This is a genomic window from Micromonospora sp. H61, assembly GCF_018070325.1.
GTDB classification, from domain to species: domain Bacteria; phylum Actinomycetota; class Actinomycetes; order Mycobacteriales; family Micromonosporaceae; genus Micromonospora; species Micromonospora salmantinae.
On record NZ_JAGPXY010000249.1, the window covers coordinates 1 to 547 of the forward strand.

Consider the following 547-nt stretch of genomic DNA (forward strand, 5'->3'; position numbering starts at 1 on the left):
GGCCACGATCTCGCCCACCAGCATCCGCGGGTCCAGTGACGCGGCCGGGTCCTGGAAGACGATCGACACCGCGCCGCGATGGGGGCGCAGTCGCCGTCGGGACAGGTGGGTGACGTCAGTGCCCGCGATCCGGACCGTTCCCGCTGTCGGTTCGACGAGCCGCACCACGCATCGGCCCACTGTCGACTTCCCGGAACCGCTCTCCCCCACCAGGGCCGTGACCCGGCCGCGCGGGATGGTCAGGGACACCCCGTCCACGGCACGCACCGGACCGAAGTGCATCACCAGGTCCGCGATCTCCAGGGCGTTCGGCTGCGGCGTCATCGGTTCGCCTCCTGAGCTGCCGTCGGTGCCGTTGGGCAGGGGTGCCAACAGGCCGCGACGTGGTCGGTGCCGCCGACGTCCTCCAACGGCGGGGCGGCCGCCCGGCACCGCTGATCAGCGGCCGGGCACCGATCCGCGAAGGTGCAGGCGTCGGGTTGGCTGGCAGGACGGGCACCAGCCCGGGGATCTCGGTCAACCGGTCGGTCCCGGCGTGCCGGCCCGG

The 547-nt window shown here is 73.5% G+C and carries 1 protein-coding gene; it reads right to left on the minus strand.

Features of this window, described 5'->3' with window-relative positions; genetic code table 11:
• Window positions 1-324, minus strand: a 324-nt coding sequence (locus tag KBX08_RS33430; protein WP_210787736.1) for an ATP-binding cassette domain-containing protein, incomplete at its 3' end; no start/stop codon positions are given.
• Between the last annotated feature and the right edge of the window lie 223 nt (window positions 325-547).